Consider the following 290-nt stretch of genomic DNA (forward strand, 5'->3'; position numbering starts at 1 on the left):
CGTTCCCCGAAGGAAACAGCCGGCTTCACGGACTTAGCATCACCGGACTCGGCCCTTGCGCCACACAGCGGGTACCGGAATATCAACCGGTTATCCATCGACTACGCCTGTCGGCCTCGCCTTAGGCCCCGACTTACCCTGGGCAGATCAGCTTGACCCAGGAACCCTTGGTCAATCGGCGCAGGAGTTTCCCACTCCTGTATCGCTACTCATGCCTGCATTCTCACTCGTGAACCGTCCACCACTGCCTTCCGGCGCGGCTTCACCCGGCACACGACGCTCCCCTACCC

The 290-nt window shown here is 61.7% G+C and carries 1 rRNA gene (running past one end of the window); it reads right to left on the reverse strand.

From position 1 onward, the window contains the following. Positions 1–290, reverse strand: a 23S ribosomal RNA gene (locus CUT44_RS33550) (its annotated part continues 1,330 nt past the right edge of the window); the annotation flags it as partial.

Source organism: Streptomyces carminius, assembly GCF_002794255.1.
GTDB lineage: Bacteria > Actinomycetota > Actinomycetes > Streptomycetales > Streptomycetaceae > Streptomyces > Streptomyces carminius.